Below are 241 nucleotides of genomic sequence, written 5' to 3'. Positions count from 1 at the left end.
CTTCGGGCCCCCCTTACGAGCAAAATTTTTTGTTAAACTCGCGAGAACAGATGGTATGGCTCGCCTGGGGACACAGTCAACAAGCGCTGACCGGTAGTTCGCGTTCGCGTGGGTTGGGATGGGTATCATCATGTCGGTAGCTGTTGCGACCATTGACTTCCTCCCGCTTCCCCTAGAGGCAGTTTATGTATTTGCTGCTGGCGTCGTGTTGCGCGAGGCGCTCGGCTTAGCGTATTGGCTT

Origin of the sequence: Halorubrum sp. SP3 (genome assembly GCF_005435195.1) — an archaeon.
Taxonomy (GTDB): domain Archaea; phylum Halobacteriota; class Halobacteria; order Halobacteriales; family Haloferacaceae; genus Halorubrum; species Halorubrum sodomense.
Note: the sequence above shows the minus strand (reverse complement) of the source record.